The organism is Coleofasciculus sp. H7-2 (assembly GCF_042747725.1).
In the GTDB taxonomy this organism is placed as follows: Bacteria; Cyanobacteriota; Cyanobacteriia; order Cyanobacteriales; family FACHB-T130; genus FACHB-T130.
On record NZ_JBHZGO010000030.1, the window covers coordinates 196,404 to 211,782 of the forward strand.

Here is a 15,379-nt window from a genome sequence, read left to right on the forward strand (position 1 = left end):
GTCTACCCCACGGCTGGAAATGGAATTTAAAAAAAGGGGTTGACAAATCCAACGAGAATCGCAACAATTATCAATGGCTCGGAAAACAAGGGACTGTAGTTCAATTGGTTAGAGCACCGCCCTGTCACGGCGGAAGTTGCGGGTTCGAGCCCCGTCAGTCCCGTAAAAAGTAGTAGAGAAGGTAGTAGGGGTTAGGTGTTGAAACCTACCCCTACAATTATTAGCAGCTACAACAAATATAGAAACCTTTTGAGAGAATCTGCTGTGACAGTTAGAGTTCGGATTGCACCAAGTCCTACTGGAAACTTACATATTGGGACGGCGAGAACTGCTGTATTTAACTGGCTGTTTGCCCGTCATCATGGCGGCGAGTTCATCCTGCGAATTGAAGACACAGATGAAGCGCGATCGCGCCCCGAATATACTCAAAACATCCTTGATGGTCTGAAATGGATGGGATTGACTTGGGATGAGGGGCCGTTTTTTCAATCCCAGCGCCTCGACCTCTACCGCAAAGCCATTCAAACTCTAGTAGACAAGGGCTATGCTTATCGCTGCTACACCAGCGAAGCCGAACTAGACGAATTGCGAACAGCTCAAGCAGCAAGAAAAGAGGCTCCCCGTTATGACAACCGCCACCGGAACTTGACGCCAGAACAACAAGCGGCTTTTGAAGCCGAAGGGCGTCGTCCGGTGCTTCGCTTCAAAATTGATGATGACCGGGAGATTTCGTGGAACGATCTGGTAAGGGGCAAAGTTACCTGGAAAGCCAGCGACCTCGGCGGCGATATGGTGATTGCTCGTGCCTCAGACGATCCAGTTGGTCAGCCGCTGTACAATTTGGCAGTGGTGGTGGATGACATTGATATGCGGATCACCCATGTCATCCGGGGAGAAGACCATATTGCCAATACAGCTAAGCAGATTTTGCTCTATGAGGCACTCGAAACCGCGATCCCCGAATTTGCCCATACGCCATTGATTTTGAATAAGGAAGGCAAAAAGCTCTCAAAACGGGATGGCGTCACTTCCATTTCCGACTTCCAGCAGATGGGGTACACTCCCGAAGCCTTGGCGAATTACATGACATTGCTGGGATGGACGCCCCCAGATTCCACCAAGGAAATCTTTCTTCTGGCAGAAGCGGCTCAAGAGTTCGGCTTTGAGCGAGTCAATAAGGCAGGGGCAAAGTTTGACTGGGATAAGCTGAATTGGCTCAACAGTCAGTATTTGCACAAGATGCCGATTCCGGAGCTATTAAATCAGCTGATTCCCTACTGGCAGGCGGCTGGATACGAATTTGACCCGATAAGCGATCGCCCTTGGTTAGAGCAGATAACCAGCCTGCTGAGTGCCAGCCTGACGCGCTTGCAGGATGCCGTCGAGATGAGTCGGATATTCTTTAGCCAAACCGTACCCTACAGCGAAGAGGGACTGACTCAGTTACAGCAGGAAGGCACCGAAACCGCTTTGCAAGCGATTCTCGACGCCCTGGAAAATCATCAACCTTTGACGGCAGATGGTGCCCAAGACATCATCAAACAGCTGACCAAAGAGAAAAATCTGAAGAAAGGATTAGTGATGCGAAGTTTCCGGGCTGCCTTGACTGGCGATTTGCATGGTCCCGATTTAATTCAATCCTGGCTGATCCTGAATCTGCGGGGTCTGGACAAGCTACGTTTACAGCAAGCCCTACAAAAGTAAACAGGAAATATTCTTTCTATTTTACTTTTGCAAACCTTCTCAAGCTCAGCCTGAGAAGGCTTTTGCTTTCTTCTTTTGGAACTTCTTGTGGCATACTATCGTCACTGCTACAACTAGAGCCGTTACACAATCGGTAACAAGGTGCCGTTTTTGGAAGTGAGGATGTACAAACCCGTACCCAATTTAGGGGAAAAATCGGTAGGAAAGTCCCTCTGGGCAGGTATGACAAGCGTAGCCCTGATGGCGGCAGGAGTGTTGAGCCTTTCCAGCGTGCAAGCCCAATCCGTACAATCCCCGCCCATATTCGAGAATGTCACCCTCGGTCCCCGGTTTTCACCCGATCCGTTGACGATTCGGGGTATCAGTGGCGGCGAAATAGCAGCAGAAAAAATTGCGGGTCGTGGGGAAACCGCCACCGGCCCATGTGTTGGTTTTACGGACGATAAGCCCGATCACACCGTGGTTTTAACTTCGTTTTTCAACTTTCTATCCGTTCAAGTGCAAAGCCCGGAAGACACTACTCTCGTGATCAAAGGACCTGGTGGCAGCTGGTGCAATGATGAGTATGAAGGCAAAAACCCTGGCATTGCTGGTCAGTGGCAGCCTGGAACTTACGGAATTTGGGTGGGATCTTACGACAAAAGCAAATTCAACCCCTACATTATCAAAATTACCGAAGTCAACTTACTCAATCCTGGCCCCTTCCGGCGTTAATTAGCGCGTTTTTCACTTACGTTCAATAAACTTCACGGTAGGGTAGTACAGCGACCCTGCCGTGAAGTTTATTTCACACTAAATTAAGGGCGACTCTAGTTGCGATCCTATTTTAGTTGTGAGATGCCAGCCCTTCAGATCCCCGACTTCGAGAGAGAAGTCGGGGATCTGGCCTTCACGAATCATTTAGGACTGCTATAGTTGCGATCGCTACCAGTCGCTACCGGCACCGCTACCGCCACTGCTCCCGCCGCCAAAATCACTGCTACTGTAGCTACTGCTATCACTGCTAGAACTACTACCGCTGTCCGAACTCCAGCTATTGCTGCTATTGTCGCAACTGCTACTGTTGCTAGTGTTATCGCTACTACCACTGTCATAGTTGCTGCTGGTGCTATAGCTACTGGTATTGGTATCTGAACTACAGGTGCTATCGCTGTCGTTACTCAAAGGGTAGCTACTGGTATTGGTATCTGAACTACAGGTGCTATAGCTGTCGTTACTTGATGTGTAGATATTGCTAGAACTACTGACGCTAATGTTAGGCGTGGTGGGACGTGGAGGAGGCACACAGGGAATGATTTCCTCAGTTTCCCAAGAATCAAAACAGCAGTGACATTTTTGAGTAATCTGGCGAATGCCTTCGCTGTAGATTGTAGGAGATTGCAGAATCCGATCGGTGCGTTCGACAGTGAGTTCTTGGCAGGTACGACAGGTACTAAATCTGTTGATCACCGGAACGTAGGCGCGAATATGGATTCCTATTCCGGCTAGATGAGGATGACATTTAGGACATTGCCAGCCTTCAAATTGGACGCTACCGAGGTTTTGTGCCACTTGTTCTGCTTGGGTGAGATGAGGTAGCACTAAAGCTGGGTCTAGTTTTTGCATGGGTTGCTGGCAATGAGCGCAATGTAATTGCTTTTCGCCTCCCCAAAGTTTGTAACTACGCGATCGCCCTTCTGGTTCAATTAATATGGGACGATTCAACCAACCAACTAAAGTCCGAATAATTAAAACTAGAACACCGCCACAGATGGCGATCGCCACTACCACGACTCCGCCAATCGCAAATACTTCCCAAGGAATCCCCATGTTGGGATTTTGTTGATTTGCGCCAGCATTAATTGGTGGTTTATAAGCTCTCAACTCTACAACCAGCGCTTGCGTTCCCGCCAGCGTGCCACCGTTAAAGTCGCCCTGCTTGAATCGCGGCGCGATTTCTTGTTGGATAATGTTGCCAACACGCGCATCGGGGAGAATCGAGTCGATACTGTAACCTGTTTCGATTTCTACGCGGCGATCGCGCTGGGAAATCAGCAGCAGCACCCCGTTGTCCTGACCTTTCTTACCAATGCCCCAATAATTAAATAGCGCCGTGGCGAACTGTTTGGGAGTGGCAGAAGGTGCAGTCGCTGGTACCGTCACCACCGCGATTTCACTGCTATTTTTTGCCTCTAAATCTGAGATGATCTGGTTGAGTTGTGCTTCCGTCGCCGGACTGAGCATATCTGCCATGTCTGTCACCCAGCCACCATTGACTTGCCGGGAATTGGGAACTTCCTGAACGGTTAGAGCCTTGCTGACGACTGGGAAGGCAGCAACGGTGAAACTCACAAAACTAGCAAGAGCAATTTGTTTGAGCATAAACGATCGCAACTCAAAAACTGTAATGGGTGCCATGTCCCCTCTAGAATGGCTCAGGTGGATCGGCAATTCGGCTCACTATTTTGCTCAGTTTTTGGCTCAGTTTTCGGGGTAGCGATGGGAGGGCTGTTGGTAGCATTCCCTGTGTTAGCATTGCATTCCGCGACTCTGGAGGCAGAGCCGAATAGCTAAATTACAAGCGCTGTAGGGTTAAAATTCAGGATAACGGTTGTGGCTTTTAAAATCGGATTACTGGGACTGGGGACAGTCGGCGCGGGTACGGCACAAATTTTGCTAGATCCGCAAGGGCGTCATCCGCTGCTGCAAGAAATAGAAATTTATCGGGTGGGAGTGCGATCGCTAGATAAACCCCGACCTGTAGAATTACCAAAAGGTTTACTTACAACCGATCTAGAAACGATTGTCACCGATCCCCATGTGGATATTGTGGTGGAGGTGATGGGAGGCTTAGAACCAGCGCGATCGCTCATACTCAAAGCGATCGCAAATGGCAAGCACGTTGTCACGGCAAACAAGGCGGTCATTTCTCGCTACGGCGATGAAATTTTCACGGCGGCTAATCAAGCAGGCGTCTATGTGATGCTAGAGGCAGCCGTTGGGGGTGGCATTCCGGTGATTCAACCCCTGAAGCAGGCGTTGAGTGTCAACCGCATTCATTCTGTGACTGGCATTGTCAATGGCACCACGAACTATATCCTCAGTCGGATGCAAACTGAGGGGGGTGAATTTAGCGACATTCTGGCAGATGCCCAGCAGTTGGGTTATGCCGAAGCCGATCCGACGGCTGATGTAGACGGTTTAGATGCTGCCGATAAGATGGCGATTTTGGCTTCCTTGGCGTTTGGGGAACGCATTAAGCTGCCAGAAATTTACTGTGAGGGGATTTCTAAGGTCAGCGCCGCCGATATTGCCTATGCGGAAAAACTCGGCTTTGCGATCAAATTATTAGCGATCGCTAAACAAGATTTACCGACACCGGAGAAAGGGACTCCAGACACAGAAACGCGAAATTTTGCGTTTCTACAAGTCAGAGTTCATCCCACTCTAGTACCCAAAACTCACCCCCTAGCCAGTATCAGCGGCGTCTATAACGCAATTCTCGTAGAAGGCGAACCGATTGGGCAGGTGATGTTTTACGGACGAGGTGCGGGTTCTGGTCCCACTGCCAGCGCCGTTGTCTCGGATATTTTAAATATTGCTGCCATTTTGAAAAGCGGTGGAGATGCTGCCAAACTGCATCCTTTGTTAAGCTGTTCCCATCAAGATTACTGTGCGAACCGACAAGGTCGGCGCTTCGCTATCGCCCCGATGGAGGAGCTAGTAACGCGGTTTTACGCCCGCTTTCTCACCTTGGATCGTCCAGGTGTAATTGGTAAATTGGGCACCAGTTTCGGCAACCACCATGTGAGTCTCGAATCTGTGGTTCAAACCGGCATCCACGGAGAACTTGCCGAAATTGTCGTCGTCACTCACGATGTCCGGGAAGGCAACTTTCGACAAGCCCTAGATGAAATTCGCACCCTGGATACCATAGACAGTATTCCCAGCATTTTGCGAGTTTTATGAATAGGCGACAGGTAACAAGTCACAGGCAAAAATTCCGGCTTTTTTTTCCTGTTTTCTTTCAAAATTGTAAGGCAGGCATCTTGCCTACCTTCCTGGGAATAGTTTTTTTCGTTTTTTTGGCAGCGTCGGAAAAATCAGCTGTAGCTGATGAGATTTTCGATGCACCCCCCCCGTCAATCCAGGGAACACCAGGGGGAACTGAACAACTTTGCCCAAAGCCAGCCCTAGATCGCCTGATTCGTCATACAGTTGTCGCTGGTGAAACTTTGCAAAGCATTGCCAGTAAATACAATCTCCTTCCTGCGACTTTGATAGGCATCAACCCGGCTTTGCGACAAGGAAAGGCACCCGTGGGGGCAGAAATTTTGATTCCGCCTTACAATGGCATTCGCGTCCAAGTTCCTGCCGGGAAAACTTGGCAAGATGTAGCCAAAACCTACCGAATCCGTGCCGATGTACTATATGAGGTGAACGGTTGCCAGAAAAATCCTAGAGTTGTATTTGTACCTGGAGTAAATTGGTCGTCTGCCAGTCTCTCTGGACGTAACAAGCGGAAACTAGCCCAGTATCCCTTACCGGCAACGGCAGCGATCGCGCTTGGTTATGGTTGGCAGATAAATCCTGTTAGCAATGAAGTTGCTTTCCACAGCGGTATAGATTTGTTAGCAGAAGTCGGGACACCCGTGCTAGCAGTGGATAAGGGAACTGTAGCCTTTATTGGCGATCGCCCAAATTACGGCAATTTAGTAGTCATTAATCATTCGGGAGGTCGTCAAACCCGTTATGCCCACCTTGCCACAATTGATGTAAGTCTTGGCGAACAAGTTAACCAGGGAGATGTCCTGGGAACGGTTGGTACCACAGGACTCCCTGACTTAGACAAACCCCATCTGCATTTTGAGTTGCGCTACAACTCCAATTTAGGCTGGGTGGCACAAGATCCACAACCCTATCTTCAGCAATTAGCTGTTAATAGATAATAGGATTTTTTTAAGGCAGAGAACGCCAGAGAAAAGGCTTGATAGTAACAAAAAATTGTAGCTTTTTTGCGTAACTTTGCGCTTTCCTCTGTTGCCCTTTGCCTTAAAAAATCACTACCAGGACTTACGCAAAGCTTATACATATAGCGTTTTTTCGGGTTCAATCCCTCTGTGGTTGCCCTTACTATGTGGTGATGTTGCGTAAGTCCTGACTACTCTACTTGAAAAATTCGTAAGCCCCAATGTCATACTTCAGCCCTAGCGGTCGGCTCGATCCTGCATAATCATTAGTGACTTGAGTAAGCGTAGTACCCGCTTCAATTGCTAGTGAACCAAGCTTCAGCTTGTAGTCAGTTGCCACCGTAGTTCCCGGATTTACCAGCAGCGGGTTCGCGGTGATATCGCCAATACCCGCAACAATACCAGCACTACCACCGTACCAAGAGTTATTCCGAAGTGCTAATCCAGTTTTGGCTGGAATTTCTGTCATCGCGACGCCGCCAGTTTGGTAGAAAATGTTGTTGGCAATTAGGTTATTTGTATGTCCTGGATCGCTATGGATCAGGAGTATGGCTCGCGTCGCTTTGTAAAATGTGTTGTTGGCGATAACAAAGTTCTTCAAGCCTCCGCCTCTGCCGTAATTTGAAAAATAGGCAAAGCCTGTATTTCCCCCAATGACGATGTTGTTGCGGATTTTGATATTATTCACTGGGTTGGAAAAATCGTAGTATTCATTGGCTGCCTGAATACCACTAGCTGGTTTACCGTCTCGGTAGAAGTTCGTGTTGTTGGTGGTGTAAATGTGGTTTCGCTCTACCGTGATGTCAGTAGCGTTGTCCAGGTACAGATTCACGCTGTAGTTGTCATGTACCTTATTACCAGAAGCTACACCGCCCTTGGTAAGAATAAAGTCGATTCCCTCGCCGTAGTTCTGATACACGTGGTTGTTGCTGATGGTGATGTTGCTTGCTCTGGCACTAGCGATCCCCTGATCCCAACCACCAGTAAGAGTACGGCTTTTATTAGCAAGGCAATTTGAGTAAACGGTGTTGTCAACGATTCGGATGTTTGATGCTGTGGTCATATCTCTGTCGTAACCAACAAAGATACCGTTCTTGTAGGAGTCGTGAATGGTGTTGTTGAGGATCTGGATGTTGTTGCCACCCCAGGATACAATGCCTGTAAATTTAGAGTTCTTCAGTTCAAAACCCTTGAAGATGTTGTATGCGCCAGCTAGATTCACTATGTTGGTGTTGCTTGGCGTTTTACTCCCATCTAAAATTGCTTTTTCGCCTGGATAGGATTGGTAACTAATGGGCGCACTGGAGGTGCCGATGCTGCCAATGTATTGTTCGTTAGAAAAACTGTAGGTGCCTCCCCGAACATATACTGTGTCGCCAGCCTTTGCCTTGGTAGCTGCGTAGGTGATGGTGGCAAATGGGCTGTTCTGATTCCCAAGATTGTTATTACTGCCATTAGTTGCAACGTAGTAGGTGGTAATAGCTAGTGCTGGTATTGGCAGTCCGAGGCTAATAAGGGGGACAGTAAGAGTTAACAGCAGGCGCGATCCAGAAGACTTGATTTTAGACATATTTTTCCTTTTCGGAAAACAACAAGGAAGCTAGACATGACTCTGCTGTGCGTGTTTATGAAGCTTCATAAAAACTTCATAAAATCGGTCTGCTAAATCCTAGCTGTCATTAATACCGATTGAGATCCGCGATCCTACTGACATCTTTCGGAAGAAACGATGAAATGCAGTAAAAACTTGCTCTATTTGTAAGCTCTTTGTGTAGTCACCGCTTGGGTTTGAAAAAACAGCACATAGGATCTAATTACGACTACGTAAACTAGAAGCTATATAAAAAATACAAATCATACACAAGAGCGATCGCTACCCAGCTCTAACTATTTATCACCCAAGGATGTATCCTGCTTATTGCCACTAAATCCCCGATTATTGCGAATAACCATAACTTATGCCTGGATTTTAGGGCTGGTGGGTGACGCTGGCAAAGGAAATATTCCCTGCTATAGCAAGGTTTTGAAAGCTTTGTCACCCACTTTGACAGAGTTGAGGATCGCGATCGCTACCACATTCTCAACAAAAAACCCCCTACTGTAGGGGGCAATTATCAAAGGTGCTTTTTGTGACTACGTATTTACTAACTCAGCCTGTTTCCCTGGCTCAGATGGCTCCTCAGTGATACCGTACATTGAGTTATACAATTTGACATACTCCTTGGCGGACGTGTCCCAACTGAAGTCCATCTGCATACCCCGCTTCTGCAACTCCTGCCATTGCGGTTTGAAGCGGAAACCTTCCCATGCCCGAACCATACAAGTGTAAAGGTCTAGGGGTTCATAGCGGTCGAAGCAGTACCCGGTGCCAGCGTGGTTCACTGGGTCGTGGAAAGAAACGGTATCTACTAAGCCACCCGTGCGACGTACAATGGGCACGCAGCCGTAACGCATGGCGAGCATTTGGCTAATGCCGCAAGGTTCAAAGCGGCTGGGCATGAGAAAAGCATCGCTACCGGCATAGATGCGTCTGGCGAGGGCATCGTTATAGAGTAAGTAGTTTGCCATGCGACCTGGGTAGCGGGAAGCCATCTGCCACATCTGGGTTTCGTAGTAGCGATCGCCTGTACCCAGCAGTACAAACTGAGAATCGGTATACGCCATGAAGCGATCGAGCATTTGAATCACTAGATCGATGCCCTTCTGCTCCACCAATCGCGTTACCATGCCAATCACAAAGGCATTTTTGTTAACTTCTAAGCCGACTTCTTCTTGCAGCGCAATTTTATTGGCTTGGCGTTTCTCCAGGGTATCAATGGTGAAAGTCTGAGCAATATATTTGTCATTGGCGGGGTCATAAACCTCAGTATCGATGCCGTTGACAATACCGGATAACTTCCCGCTAATGAAAGACAGCAAACCTTCCAACGTTTCGCCGTAGGCGGCGGTTTGAATTTGTTGGGCGTAGGTGGGGGAAACGGTGTTCACCTTGTTCGCAAATTGCACCGCTGCTGCCATTGTGTTGTGCCCTTGCATATACCAAGGACACCAAGTAATTTTGTCTAAATACCAACGCCAAGGCCCTTGATAAGCCAGATTATGAATCGTGAAGACGGTGGTAATATCGGGATCTTGGTTCATCCACACCGGAATCATCCCAGTGTGCCAGTCGTGGCAGTGGATAATTTGCGGCTTCCAGTAATTCCAGCAAAACTCTGCTGCACCGTTGGCAAACAAGGTGAACCGCCACTCTTCATCGTCCCCAGAGTAGATGCGCCGTGGCAGGAAAGCGGGATGACTAAATAGGTACAGTGGCACATCGGTTCCAGGAAGAACGGTTTCATGGACTGCGAACGACTGGAACATGGCAGAACCCGACCAAATAGGGTCTTTGGGAATCTCCATTTTGTCGGGCAGCATACCGTAGTAGGGCATGAAGATTCGCACATCATGCCCCATTTTTCTTAAGACTTTTGGTAAGGCACCAACTACATCACCCATCCCACCCACTTTGGCGATGGGCGCTGCTTCAGCTGCAACAAACAGAATTCGCATTATTGCTGGCGTTTCCTGAAATATTTGGTTACATCATACCGAGTCTGGGGATCGCCTACCCAATTTTGGATGCAAGGATTTTGGATTAATGACCGCGTCCGACTTCAGTAAAAATCTCTTCTAAAATTGCAGAAGCTCCTTGTTCCCGTAACAGATGGGCAAGCTGAATTCCTAGTTGTTCGGCATCGCCCACAGCACCGCTAACGGTATCTTTAATCATCCGCTTGCCGTCCAAACTGGCAACCATCCCCGTTAAGGTGAGTGTATCGCCGTCAATCTGAGTATTCACCCCGATTGGCACTTGACAGCCACCTTCTAGTTTCCGTAAAAAGGCTCTTTCGGCGTAGCAGCGTTGAGCGGTGGGTTGATGCTGTAGTACCTTGAGGATATCCAGAATTTCGGTGTCGCCAGCACGGCATTCGATGCCTAAAGCACCTTGTCCGACGGCATGGAGGGACACTTCAGGGGCGATGACTTGATGAATGCGATCGCTCATTCCCAGACGGTTCAATCCCGCTACTGCCAAAATAATTGCGTCGTATTCACCTTTATCTAGTTTTGCTAGTCGGGTGTTTAGGTTGCCCCGAATATCTTTAAACGATAGGTGAGGATAGTGGTGGCGCAGCTGTGCCAGTCGCCGCAGGGAAGAGGTTCCAATTACAGCACCTTCCGGCAGGGTATCCAGTTGCTTATCTTTGTGCTTTTCATGCACTACGAGGGCGTCTGCCGGATTTTCCCGTTCGCTGACGCATCCTAACACCAACCCTTCTGGCAAGTTGGTGGGCAAATCCTTGAGGGAATGCACGGCAAAGTCTGTCTCTTTGTTGAGCATTCCCAGTTCGAGTTCTTTGGTAAAGAGTCCCTTATCGCCAATTTTGGCTAAGGCAACATCGAGAATTTTGTCGCCTTGAGTCGCCATCGTGTGGACTTCAAAGGTACATTCGGGAAAGTGTTTCTGGAGTTGTTCTTGCACCCAGTAAGTCTGGACGAGTGCAAGTTGGCTTTTGCGAGAACCGATGCGGATAGTACGGGCAGGACTAGAAACTGTAGGAGACATAAAGCGATCGCCTGAACACAGCAAATAAAGTCACCTGATCTAGACTACCGCAGGCGTGACTGTAATAAGCCTGGAGTTTGATGCCAACGCTCTCAAGATAAGTTAAGTAATGTGACATCCCCCTGATGCTGGAAGTGAGGCAGCGATCGCTGATTTACGTCTAGCAGGCACAGCATAATTGATAGAGCGATCGCGTTCTTAAAAAGTCATCGAATTTACAAGCTACAAGCCATTACCAATCAAGATGAACGGTGCCCAATAATAAGGGTGGCTAAGACGAGCGATCGCATTAGGGGATGAACTATTGCCAATACGTTCGACGGCAAAAATGCCCCGCTTTTGACCCAAAGCTGTAGAATTGCCAGTAATTAGGGCGATTTGGGCTTGGCGAAGGGCTTCGGCTTTTGTGGTGTTGTCCTTTTTCAGACTTGCATAGAAGGCATTCATCAAGGTTTGAGTCCCGCCATCGTCAACCGTCCACAAGGAGGCAACAACTGCCCTTGCCCCCGCCCTCTGCATCTGGTAGCCTAAGCCGAGAATCTCTTCACCGTTACCCAGTTTTCCGCCCAATCCAGTTTCACAGGCAGAAAGTACAACCAAATCGACATTCTTGAGGCTCCAATTTTGGATATCTCGGAGGGTAATACGTTCTCCATTTCCAAAGAGAATAAAGGAATCGTCCGGTGTTCCCACGACAAACGCTGCATGAGTCGCTAGATGCACGACGCTGTAGTCATCCATTTTAGGGACGGTGACTTGGGGAGTGAAGGCTTTATCGATGAATTGGGTTGTAGCGGGAACCGTCTTAGCTAAATTCTCTACCTCGGTTCCCGCAAAGGGCAACCCGGAAAAGTTAAAGGATTGTTCGCCAACAGTAAAACTGTAGCGTCCGGTGGCAAAGGCACCTGCTAAGACTTGGAGTTGCCGTTGGGGTTTAGTGTTGAGGTCGGTGAGGGAAGCGGCGGTAATATTATTGATGCGGTAGCGCTGCACTAACCATTGTTGCCCATCGTACAAAGCAGCGAGGGGAATGTAACGCAGTTGAGCGTCGGGTGCGTAGATAATTGTTTGGGCGTCTGCGGCTTTGAGTTCTGCTTCTAGGGGTTTAATCAGCCAGTTGTAGAGTTGTTGGGCGGGAATTTTGGCGTCGGATGTGCGGTCTTGTAATGCGCTGCGGAAGGCGGCAATTGTCTCGTTGAGTTGTTTCTTGGGGACTTGGACGGTGCGACGAATCGGGGGAGAGTCGGGGGTGGTGAGGATGAGTTCGATGCGATCATCCAGAATTAAGGGATAGAGGAGAACAGCATTTTGTTGCAGATTCTTCAGGTTATCTTGTAAGGCGTTGAAGTCTCCCATCCGCAGCAGTAAATCCTGAGAAAGGGTTTCGGGACTTCGCTGTGTCACCAGTGCTAGCACTTCTGGACTCCTGCTAAAGTTGTTAAATTCTTCCCTAATCGTTTCTTGGGCTTTCACCAGTTGGGCGATACGTTGTTCTTGAGTAGGGGTAAGCGTTCTGTTTTGTTGTTTAAGCTGTCGCAGTTGGGTGAGTTCTTTGCCAATTTCCACTGCTTTGTTGAGAATTGTCTGATAACTCGTCCAGGTTTGTTGTTCTGGGGGAAGGTTCGGCAATCCTTGAACGGTATTGTTATTTCCGCGCACGTTGCTCAGGTAATCTTCGAGTTCTTGGACTTTGAGGAGGTCAAGGACTCGTTGTGCTTCGAGGACTCGGTCTTGTTTGAGCAGGAGGTCAGCGAGAGTGCGGTAGGTATCTGCCACAGTTTCGGTGTATGACTGTTGTTGCTGTTTTGGCAGTACTTGTAAATCTTTGCGAATTGCCTCTATGACATTGACGGATTGCTTGAAGAAAACAATCGCTAATTCTGGTTGGTTTTGTGCCTCTAGGAGGAAACCAATATTGTTGAGAGTTGTCCCTTCCCCCGCCTTATTGCCGACTTGTTTGTGAATCGCTAAAGCTTGCTGAAAGAATTCCAAGGCTTTGGGGTACTCTCCTAGGTTGCGGTAAACTTCCCCAATATTGTTGAGGAGTGTCCCTTCCCCCGCCTTATTGCCGACTTGTTTGACAATCGCTAAAGCTTGCTGATAAAACTCCAAGGCTTTGGGGTACTCTCCTAGGCTGCGGTAAACTAACCCAATATTGTTGAGAGTTGTCCCTTCCCCCGCCTTATTGCCGACTTGTTTGTGAATCGCTAAAGCTTGCTGATAAAACTCCAAGGCTTTGGGGTACTCTCCTAGGCTGCGGTAAACTAACCCAATATTGTTGAGAGTTGTCCCTTCCACCGCCTTATTGCCGACTTGTTTGTGAATCGCTAAAGCTTGCTGATAAAACTCCAAGGCTTTGGGGTACTCTCCTAGTTTGTCGTAAACTAACCCAATGTTGTTGAGAGTTGTCCCTTCCTCCGCCTTATTGCCGACTTGTTTGAAAATCGCTAAAGCTTGCTGATAAAACTCCAAGGCTTTGGGGTACTCTCCTAGGCTGCCGTAAACTTCCCCAATATTGTTGAGGAGTGTCCCTTCCCCCGCCTTATTGCCGACTTGTTTGAAAATCGCTAAAGCTTGCTGATAAAACTCCAAGGCTTTGGGGTACTCTCCTAGTTTGTCGTAAACTAACCCAATGTTGTTGAGAGTTGTCCCTTCCCCCGCCTTATTGCCGACTTGTTTGTGAATCGCTAAAGCTTGCTGATAAAACTCCAAGGCTTTGGGGTACTCTCCTAGTTTGTCGTAAACTGACCCAATATTGTTGAGAGTTGTCCCTTCCACCGCCTTATTGCCGACTTGTTTGTGAATCGCTAAAGCTTGCTGATAAAACTCCAAGGCTTTGGGGTACTCTCCTAGGCTGTCGTAAACTGACCCAATATTGTTGAGAGTTGTCCCTTCCATCAGTCGGTTGCCGACTTGTTTGTGAATCGCTAAAGCTTGCTGATAAAACTCCAAGGCTTTGGGGTACTCTCCTAGGTTGTCGTAAACTGACCCAATATTGTTGAGGAGTGTCCCTTCGCTTTTGCGATCGCCAATTTCTCTAAAAATGACTAAAGCCTGCTGGAATTTCTTCAAAGCTTCTGGAAATTGACCTGTGTTTAGTAGCTGAAGTCCCTCTTGGTTCAGCCGCTGCGCCTCAGTTGCTCTGTCTTGAGTAGTTTGCGCCTGAACTACCTGATGCTCAAACTTCAAGGTAAGCGGTAAAAGGGGAGTGAAGAGAGAAAGCAATAGAGTAGTAGTGGCAAGGCTGAGAGATTTGAGACGGTAGTACATTGGCAAGTCTTCCATCTGCTGATTGGTAGATTCGGTCGCTCCTTCATGTATATCTTTATCTGAACCAGAGTTATGCAAAAACCTGATTAGTCTCTAGGAGCGTTGCAGCGGTAGATTTACAATATCGCGATCGCATTCCTCACCGCTTTGATTCGAGTAGTGCGATCGCCTTCTCGCTTTACCTATCCGCGTCGCTTAAATATTGCTCTAATTGTGCTGTACGCTGTTTTGTTACGTTTGCAAGGCAACTGCTGTAAACCATCGGTTCCATCGTTCCGCCTGTAAATTCACTTCTTTCAAAAGTACAATTAGCATCTCGAAACTTTATCCAAGCTTGCTGTGCTGAAATTAGTTTTTGTCGCCGCGAACCGGGTAGTTTTGGTAGGAGTTGTCGATATACCTGATTCAGCCTTCTATCGGCATTTTGGTAGGCGATTCCGGCGCAGGCGTTCATTTCTCCTTGCGTCTGAGGATTGTTGCAGTTAGGTTGTTGAGCTACGCGCATTCCTGATACATCTGGTGTTGCATTTGCATTTGTCACCGCCGCAGTCCCTAAACCTAGCAAAGCTGCCACACCTACAATTGCGGGTAATAACTTATTCATAGTCAAATTTTGAATTCTGTGTAGCCAATAACATAGCAAAAATGCAAAATGCGATCGATCGCATCATGAGGGTAGACAATTGGATAGAGCGATCGCTACCATTGATGCCCTGAGTGAGGTGGTGGCGGCTGTTGGGGACACAGCAGAAGTTCTCGTAGATGGCGGCATCCGTCGCGGCACTGATGTCCTCAAAGCCCTAGCATTCTGGAACTTTTGCGGGATGAACTTGATGCGAGCGAT

The 15,379-nt window shown here is 48.2% G+C and carries 11 protein-coding genes, 1 tRNA gene and 1 pseudogene; 7 read left to right on the forward strand and 6 right to left on the reverse strand.

All coding sequences use genetic code 11. The features are described 5' to 3' along the window. Positions 1-89: 89 nt before the first annotated feature. From ACFW2W_RS07850 to ACFW2W_RS07860, 3 genes are all read left to right on the forward strand, one after another. A tRNA-Asp gene (locus ACFW2W_RS07850) sits at positions 90-163 on the forward strand. Between the two features lie 101 nt (positions 164-264). Further along, positions 265-1,704: a glutamate--tRNA ligase gene (gene gltX, locus ACFW2W_RS07855; RefSeq protein ID WP_378175640.1), complete on the forward strand. Its 1,440-nt coding sequence runs from the start codon at positions 265-267 to the stop codon at positions 1,702-1,704. 222 nt (positions 1,705-1,926) lie between these two features. Next, on the forward strand, positions 1,927-2,418 hold the full coding sequence (locus ACFW2W_RS07860; RefSeq protein ID WP_378175643.1) for a hypothetical protein: 492 nt from the start codon (positions 1,927-1,929) through the stop codon (positions 2,416-2,418). Positions 2,419-2,628: 210 nt separating this feature from the next. Here the strand turns inward: ACFW2W_RS07860 and ACFW2W_RS07865 are convergent, their stop codons facing one another. Continuing rightward, a complete protein-coding gene (locus tag ACFW2W_RS07865) occupies positions 2,629-4,101 on the reverse strand; it encodes a TPM domain-containing protein (protein WP_378175645.1) in 1,473 nt (490 codons plus the stop codon). A 195-nt stretch (positions 4,102-4,296) separates the two neighbouring features. Here ACFW2W_RS07865 and ACFW2W_RS07870 point away from each other — a divergent pair, with 195 nt between their 5' ends. Then, positions 4,297-5,652, forward strand: a complete 1,356-nt coding sequence (locus ACFW2W_RS07870) for a homoserine dehydrogenase (protein WP_378175648.1) — start codon at positions 4,297-4,299, stop codon at positions 5,650-5,652. An 80-nt stretch (positions 5,653-5,732) separates the two neighbouring features. Then, positions 5,733-6,632, forward strand: coding sequence for a LysM peptidoglycan-binding domain-containing M23 family metallopeptidase (locus tag ACFW2W_RS07875; RefSeq protein WP_378175651.1), 900 nt, complete (start codon positions 5,733-5,735; stop codon positions 6,630-6,632). A 217-nt stretch (positions 6,633-6,849) separates the two neighbouring features. Here the strand turns inward: ACFW2W_RS07875 and ACFW2W_RS07880 are convergent, their stop codons facing one another. Beyond that, on the reverse strand, positions 6,850-8,223 hold the full coding sequence (locus ACFW2W_RS07880) for a right-handed parallel beta-helix repeat-containing protein (RefSeq protein ID WP_378175654.1): 1,374 nt from the start codon (positions 8,221-8,223) through the stop codon (positions 6,850-6,852). A 369-nt stretch (positions 8,224-8,592) separates the two neighbouring features. Here ACFW2W_RS07880 and ACFW2W_RS07885 point away from each other — a divergent pair, with 369 nt between their 5' ends. Further along, the gene (locus ACFW2W_RS07885; RefSeq protein WP_378175657.1) at positions 8,593-8,757 is read left to right on the forward strand and encodes a hypothetical protein; all 165 of its coding nucleotides are present in this window, start codon (positions 8,593-8,595) and stop codon (positions 8,755-8,757) included. A 29-nt stretch (positions 8,758-8,786) separates the two neighbouring features. Here ACFW2W_RS07885 and glgA read toward each other — a convergent pair whose 3' ends face one another. From glgA to ACFW2W_RS07905, 4 genes are all read right to left on the reverse strand, one after another. Then, positions 8,787-10,208 (reverse strand): glycogen synthase GlgA, encoded by a 1,422-nt coding sequence (gene glgA, locus ACFW2W_RS07890; RefSeq protein WP_378175660.1) that lies wholly within the window; start codon positions 10,206-10,208, stop codon positions 8,787-8,789. An 85-nt stretch (positions 10,209-10,293) separates the two neighbouring features. After that, positions 10,294-11,265, reverse strand: coding sequence for a hydroxymethylbilane synthase (gene hemC / locus ACFW2W_RS07895; RefSeq protein WP_378175662.1), 972 nt, complete (start codon positions 11,263-11,265; stop codon positions 10,294-10,296). Positions 11,266-11,487: 222 nt separating this feature from the next. Then, on the reverse strand, positions 11,488-14,535 hold the full coding sequence (locus tag ACFW2W_RS07900; RefSeq protein ID WP_378175685.1) for a tetratricopeptide repeat protein: 3,048 nt from the start codon (positions 14,533-14,535) through the stop codon (positions 11,488-11,490). 178 nt (positions 14,536-14,713) lie between these two features. Continuing rightward, complete coding sequence (locus ACFW2W_RS07905; protein ID WP_378175688.1) at positions 14,714-15,040, reverse strand: lysozyme inhibitor LprI family protein; 327 nt, start codon at positions 15,038-15,040, stop codon at positions 14,714-14,716. Positions 15,041-15,197: 157 nt separating this feature from the next. Here ACFW2W_RS07905 and ACFW2W_RS07910 point away from each other — a divergent pair. Next, positions 15,198-15,379: pseudogene (locus ACFW2W_RS07910) on the forward strand (alpha-hydroxy-acid oxidizing protein); the annotation flags it as partial.